Source organism: Brevundimonas sp. (genome assembly GCF_032107865.1).
Classification (GTDB): Bacteria; Pseudomonadota; Alphaproteobacteria; order Caulobacterales; family Caulobacteraceae; genus Brevundimonas.
Map to the genome: position 1 here is coordinate 1 of NZ_DAMCNG010000171.1, position 5,752 is coordinate 5,752.

The window sequence follows — 5,752 nt, forward strand, 5'->3', positions numbered from 1 at the left end:
GTCGATCAATGTGGTGTCCGTCTCGTGCCCCACGGCCGAGATGATGGGGATGCGAGCGGCCGCGACCGTGCGCGCCAAAGCCTCGTCGTTGAAGCACCACAGATCCTCGACCGAGCCGCCGCCGCGCGCGACGATCAGCAGGTCGGGGCGGGGGATGGGCCCGTCCGGCGTCATGGCGTCAAAGCCGCGGATGGCGTTGGCGACCTGACCGCTGGCGGCGTCGCCCTGAACCACCACCGGCCAGACGATGACGCGGCTGGGCCAGCGCTCGGCGATGCGGTGCAGGATGTCGCGGATGACGGCGCCGGTCGGGCTGGTGATGACGCCGATGGTCGCGGGGAAGGTCGGCAGGGCCTTCTTTTTCGCCGGGTCGAACAGACCCTCGTCGCGCAGCTTGACCTTCAGCCGCTCCAGCTGCGCCAACAGGGCGCCCGCGCCCGCCGCCTCCATGCTCTCGATGACGATCTGATAGGAGGAGCGCGCCGGGTAGGAGGTGATCTTGCCGGTGACGATGACCTCCAGCCCCGTCTCGGGCTGGACGCCCAGGCCGCGCACCACGCCCTTCCAGATCACGCCGTCGATGGCCGATTTGTCGTCCTTCAGCGTCAGATAGACATGGCCCGAGGCGTGGCGGTTCACCTTGGAGATCTCGCCGCGCAGCCGCACATGGCCGAAGCGTTCCTCCAAGGTTCGTTTGAGCGCGAAGCTCAGCTCCGAGATCGACAGCGGCGGATTGTTGTCGCGGGCGGGCTGCGGGGCCGCGCCCTCGAAGGCGTAGTCGTCGTCGGAGGTCATGGCGCGCACCCTAGCCGTCGCCGCCGCGCGCGCAAAGACATGGGCGACAAGCGTGGCGGAACGGCCGCGTCCCCGCGCGCGTTCGCCGATCATGGTGCAGTCTCCAGACCCGTTTCCGGAAGAGCCAAGGGCCGACGACCTGCCGCCTGACCAGGCGCGCGAGCGCGAACTGGCGCGGCGCAGTCATAATCCGACGCTCAGCCCGTGGCTGGTGCTGGGGGTGATTCTTTTGGCCGGCGCCGGCGTCTATGTGGTCTCGGCCCTGATCTAGAGACAGGAGGGTTCGATGATGAAGACCTTGTTCGCGGCCGCCTCGGCTGCGGCCCTGCTGGCGGCCTGTTCGCAGCCGCCGGCCAAGCCCGATAAGACGCCCGAGGCCTCGCCCGACGCCGCCTCGGCGCCGACCGTTCATGGCGAGCCCGCCGCCCCGGCGGGGGCCATGGCCCTGGGCTTGACCGTGGCGCAATTGGAGGACGCCGACCTCATCACGCCTGCGGGCGTCGATCTGGGCGACGTTCAGCGGGTCGATATGGACGCCTCGGGCGCCATCACCGGCCTGATCATCGAGCCGGCAGGCGAGCGCGGCCCGCGCTGGGTCCGTATTTCGCTGGATGGCCTGACAACGCGGCAGGAGGGCGATGACTACGATCTGGTGTCGAACATGACGCTGGCGCAGTTGAAAGCCTTGCCTGCCTGGGCTCCCTGATTTCCGCCGTCGAGGGGCCGCTAACCCTTTCCGGCGCTTGACCGGGACGGCGCGTGCGGCCATTCCGCCCCCATGAACATTCTGCTCGTCGGATCGGGAGGGCGCGAACACGCCCTGGCCTGGAAGATCGCCCAGTCGCCGCTGGTGACGCGGCTCGTCGTCGCGCCCGGTAATCCGGGCATGGCCAGGCTGGGCGAGATGCGCCCGGACCTGAAGGCGACCGACGCCGAAGGCCTGGCGGCCCTGGCGCGCGAGATGAAGGCGGACCTGGTCGTGGTCGGCCCGGAATCGGCCCTGGCCGAGGGTCTGGCCGATCGGCTGAACGCGGCGGGCATCCCCTGTTTCGGCCCGACGCAGGCGGCGGCGCAGCTTGAGACGTCGAAGGCCTTCTCCAAGGCCTTCCTGCAGCGTCACGGCATCCCCACGGCGGGCTATGGCGTCTATGAGGACGTCGCCTCGGCCAAGGCGGCGCTGGACCAGTATTCGGCCCCCTATGTCATCAAGGCCGACGGCCTGGCGGCGGGCAAGGGCGTGGCCATCAGCCCCGATCGCGCCGACGCCGAGGCCGAGATCGAGCGGATGCTGGGCGGCCGGTTCGGTTCGGCCGGATCGCGCGTGGTGATCGAGGAATTCATGGACGGGGAGGAAGGCTCCCTCTTCGCCCTGTCGGACGGGACGCGGGCCGTGCTGTTCGGCGGCGCCCAGGACCACAAGCGCGCCTTCGACGGTGATCTGGGCCCCAACACCGGCGGCATGGGCGCCTATTCGCCTGCGCCCGTCTTCACGGCCGACTTCACCCAGGCGGCCAACGACCGCGTCGTCGTCCCCACCGTTCAGAAGATGGCCGAGGAAGGCGCTCCCTATCGCGGCGTCCTCTACGTCGGGCTGATGGCGACAGCCGAAGGCCCCAAGGTGGTCGAGTTCAACGCCCGCTTCGGCGACCCGGAATGCCAGGTGCTGATGATGCGCCTGGACGGCGACGTCGTGCCGTTGCTGCTGGCCTGCGCGCGCGGCGACCTGACCCAGGCGCCGGCGCCGGCGTTCAAGCCGGGCGTGGTCATCTGCGTGGTGCTGGCGGCCAAGGGCTATCCCGACAGCCCGCTGGAAGGTTCGGTCATTCGCGGCGCGGACCAGGACTTCGGCCCGCACGTCCAGGTCTTCCATGCCGGGACGAAGCTGCGCGACGACGGCGCCCTGGCGGCGGCGGGCGGTCGGGTGCTGAACGTCTGCGCCTATGGCGACGACGTGGCCCAGGCGCGCGAGCGCGCCTATGAGGCGATCGCCAAGATTGACTGGCCGGGCGGTTTCCACCGGACCGACATCGGCTGGCGAGCGCTGGAGCCGCGCTAAGCGGCTCCGCCGTGCTTTAGGTCATGGCGAACAACAGCCGGCCTTCGCCCATGCGCTCGCGCAGGGGGATCAGGTCGGCGTGGGACACCGAGAAGCAGCCGTAGGACCGGCCCAGCTTGCCCTGACGCGCCAGGAAGGCCGGGTCGGCGTAGTCGGCGCCGTGGATGATGATGGCCCGTTCGCGCGCCAGGTTGTTGGAATACTCCAGCCCGTCCAACAGGACGTTCGGCCCCTGCTGGCTGCCCCAGCTGGCGCCCGCCGTGGCGTAGGCGCCGATGGAGGACATATGGCTGTCCGGGCGGTTCGAGAACTGCTGCGCATAGCCTGAATGCGCCGGGTCCGAGCCGCGCCCGTGGCTGGTGCGATAGGCCGTGACCCAGCCGCCTTCCAGATCGACTTCGTAGAAGCGGTCCTCACCCGAGAACTTCTGGAAATCGACCAGATACATCCGGTCTCGCCGGCTGATCTTGTGGCCGTGCACGTCCAGGGCGGCGCGGGCGCGTTCGAGCAGATCCTTGCGGACGACGCCGTGGGGATCGATCGCTGTCCCAGCCTCCGCGACCTGGACATGAGCCGCCGCCGCCCGCTCAGGCAGGGTCGGAAGGGTAGGCGCGACGGCTCCGGCGAGCTGAAGGCTGGTGGTGGAGGCGGCGGAGGAACACCCCGCCAACAGGGCCGAACCGCCCAGGATCAAGCCACGTCTGGAAAGCCGCATGCGACGCCCCTCGCACGTTAAACAACTGTATCGGCTTGTTTCATGAACCGTCCGTGCAAGGCAACCTTGGCCTTGGCGCAAAGATTGGAACGGTTATGTTGTCCGCCTCAGTAACGGGAGGGATAAATGAAAAAGCTTGCCCTGATTGTGACCGCGGCCGTTCTGGCCGCGACCGGCGCCGAAGCGCGTCAAACCCCGGCGCCGGCGTCGGTTTCGGCGGAACAGCCGACGAAGTTCGTTCAAGTGGGGCGGCTTTTGGCCGATCCGGCCAGCGGCCGGGTGCTGCGCGATAAAACTCTCGTGATCAGAGGGAACCAGATCGTCGAGATCCGCGACGGCTTCGTCGGCGAGGGGAACGTCGTCGATCTGCGTTCGGCCTTCGTCCTGCCTGGCCTGATCGACAGCCACGTCCACCTGACCTTCGAATCCAATCCGAATTCACGCCTCGATGGGCTGACGCAGTCCAACGCGGCCCAGGCCATGGTCGGCGCGCGGTATGCGCGGCGCACGCTCAATGCGGGCTTCACCACGGTGGCCGACCTGGGGGCGACGAACGAAGCCATCTTCGCCTTGCGCGACGCCATCCGACTCGGCGACGTGCCGGGCCCCCGCATCATCGCGTCCGGCTCGGCCGTGTCCGTTCATGGCGGGCATGGCGACGTCAACGGCTATCGGGACGATATCCTGCACCTCCTGTCGCCCGAGAGCATCTGCTCGGGACCGGAAGACTGCCGCCGCGCCGTACGCATGCAGGTCCGCTCCGGCGCCGACATCATCAAGATCACCGCTACCGGCGGCGTGCTGTCCAACACGGCGGCCGGACTGGCGCAGCAGTTCACGGAGGATGAGCTGGCGTCGATCGTCGAGGTGGCCCACCGCATGGGCCGTCAGGTCACCGCCCACGCCCACGGCGGCGACGGCATCAACGCCTTCCTGAAGGCGGGCGGCGACTCGATCGAGCACGGCACCTATCTGGATGACGAGTCCATGCGGATGTTCAAGGCGAATAACGCCTGGCTGGTGCCGACGCTGATGGCGGGCGACTTCGTGGCCCGCGTCGCCTCCAGCCCAGACAACTTCTTCACCCCGGCCCAGACGGCCAAGGCGCTGGAAGCCGGTCCCAAGATGCTGGACATGGCGGCGCGCGCCCATCGCGGCGGGGTCAAGATCGCCTTCGGCACCGACTCGGGCGTTTCGGCGCACGGCGACAATGCGCGAGAGTTCGCCCTGCTGGTCCGCGCGGGTCTGACGCCGCTTGAGGCGATCCAGTCCGCGACCACCGGCGCGGCCGAACACCTGCGCATCCAGAACGAAGCCGGCCGTCTGGCGCCGGGCATGCCCGCCGATCTGGTCGCCGTCAGAGGCGATCCGCTGACGGACGTCACCGAACTGGAGCGCGTGCGCTTCGTGATGAAGGGCGGTCAGGTCTTCCGGGCCGACTGATCCGACTGCCTAGAAAGAGGCCGCCGCTCAGTCCTTGTCGCGGGCGGCGGCCTTGGCGGCGCGTTCGGCCTGACCGCGCCAGCCGTAGCCTTCGCCGTGCTTGCCGACGCTGACGAAGGTGGCTTCCTCGGCCTTGTGGAAATACTGCTCGGCTACCATCCAGCCCTTGAAGGGCCGCAGCACCCACAGGCACATGGCCGCCAGAATCGGGAAGGTCACGACGAAGTGGACCCAGATCGGCGGGTGCACGGTGAACTCGAAGATCATGAAGGCGATCATGCCGACGACGCCGACCGCGCACATGACGAAGAAGGCCGGGCCGTCCGCCGGATCGGCGAAGCTGTAATCCAGACCGCACTCCGGGCAGGACTCGCGCAGGCTGAGATAGCCCTTGAACACCGGGCCCTCGCCGCAGCGGGGGCAGCGGGCGCGCAGGCCGGTCTTGAGCGGGCTCAACGGAGGATAGACAGGGTCGGACACGGGACTGTTCCTGAAAAGAACGATGGCTGATGGTTTCGGCCTTCGGGCGCCCTGACGCAAGCGGGTGTTTTGTCCTATCCCCGTGGGAAGGTTGGCGGTCAGGGCTTTGTTTTCCGCGATTTAAGCCCCGTTAACCGCGATTAAAGCCCTTCGCGCGAGCATGCGCGCGATATGTCCGGGGCCACCGCCAAGAAGCGCGTACTGCAGACGACCGTGGCGGCCGCCGCGGCGGGCGTCGTCGTCTTCGCGCCCCTGGCGCCGGC

The 5,752-nt window shown here is 68.6% G+C and carries 7 protein-coding genes; 4 read left to right on the forward strand and 3 right to left on the reverse strand.

Annotated elements, in window-relative coordinates; all coding sequences use genetic code 11:
• Positions 1-795 (reverse strand): exodeoxyribonuclease VII large subunit (xseA, locus tag RT567_RS12770; protein WP_313576698.1); only part of this gene is annotated, 795 nt, incomplete at its 3' end.
• A 91-nt stretch (positions 796-886) separates the two neighbouring features.
• Here xseA and RT567_RS12775 point away from each other — a divergent pair.
• The 3 genes from RT567_RS12775 to purD all read left to right on the forward strand — a co-directional run bounded on the left by RT567_RS12775 (position 887) and on the right by purD (position 2,851).
• The gene (locus RT567_RS12775) at positions 887-1,066 is read left to right on the forward strand and encodes a hypothetical protein (protein WP_313576693.1); all 180 of its coding nucleotides are present in this window, start codon (positions 887-889) and stop codon (positions 1,064-1,066) included.
• A 15-nt stretch (positions 1,067-1,081) separates the two neighbouring features.
• A complete protein-coding gene (locus RT567_RS12780) occupies positions 1,082-1,501 on the forward strand; it encodes a hypothetical protein (RefSeq protein ID WP_313576694.1) in 420 nt (139 codons plus the stop codon).
• Between the two features lie 72 nt (positions 1,502-1,573).
• Positions 1,574-2,851, forward strand: a complete 1,278-nt coding sequence (gene purD, locus RT567_RS12785) for a phosphoribosylamine--glycine ligase (protein WP_313576695.1) — start codon at positions 1,574-1,576, stop codon at positions 2,849-2,851.
• Positions 2,852-2,867: 16 nt separating this feature from the next.
• On the opposite strand, the gene RT567_RS12790 is transcribed toward purD, so the two are convergent.
• On the reverse strand, positions 2,868-3,566 hold the full coding sequence (locus RT567_RS12790; RefSeq protein WP_313576696.1) for a murein L,D-transpeptidase catalytic domain-containing protein: 699 nt from the start codon (positions 3,564-3,566) through the stop codon (positions 2,868-2,870).
• Between the two features lie 126 nt (positions 3,567-3,692).
• Between RT567_RS12790 and RT567_RS12795 the strand changes: the two genes are divergently transcribed.
• Positions 3,693-5,009: an amidohydrolase family protein gene (locus tag RT567_RS12795; RefSeq protein WP_313576697.1), complete on the forward strand. Its 1,317-nt coding sequence runs from the start codon at positions 3,693-3,695 to the stop codon at positions 5,007-5,009.
• Between the two features lie 27 nt (positions 5,010-5,036).
• On the opposite strand, the gene RT567_RS12800 is transcribed toward RT567_RS12795, so the two are convergent.
• Entirely contained in the window at positions 5,037-5,408 is a 372-nt protein-coding gene (locus RT567_RS12800; protein ID WP_313576699.1) for a DUF983 domain-containing protein, read from the reverse strand.
• Positions 5,409-5,752: the final 344 nt, after the last annotated feature.